The sequence below is a fragment of the Lysobacter sp. TAB13 genome, from assembly GCF_052113885.1.
Classification (GTDB): domain Bacteria; phylum Pseudomonadota; class Gammaproteobacteria; order Xanthomonadales; family Xanthomonadaceae; genus Lysobacter; species Lysobacter gummosus.
The window spans coordinates 1-353 of the sequence record NZ_JBFRDR010000433.1; the positions used below are offsets into that span (position 1 = coordinate 1).

Annotated in this window: 1 protein-coding gene; it reads right to left on the reverse strand. The window is 65.7% G+C overall.

Annotation, left to right across the window (positions count from 1 at the left end):
* Window positions 1-353, reverse strand: a 353-nt coding sequence (locus AB4Y92_RS26840) for an ABC transporter substrate-binding protein (protein ID WP_441822388.1), incomplete at both ends; no start/stop codon positions are given.

The window sequence follows — 353 nt, forward strand, 5'->3', positions numbered from 1 at the left end:
GGGCTCGAAGGCGCGGAAGTGGTCGACCGTGGCGCCCACCAGCGCTTCGCCGCGCACCAGCATGTCGATGAGCTGCGCCGTGGTGGAGACGATGATCGGCTCCTGCTGTCCGAAGCGGCGCATGAAATCGGCGCCGAACTGCTTCTCCAGCAGATACATCTGGTTGAAGCTGGTGCCCGCCGCCGAATCCTGGATGACGAGCTTGCGCCCCTTGAAGTCCGGGTTCAGCAGGTCGACCCAGGCTTTCGGCGCCTTCTCGGCCGGCAGGATGTTGCGGTTATACGCCATGATCACGCCGACGATGCGCGCGATCGCCCATTGGTCGCGGTCGGACGCCTCGGGCGGGTAGGCAT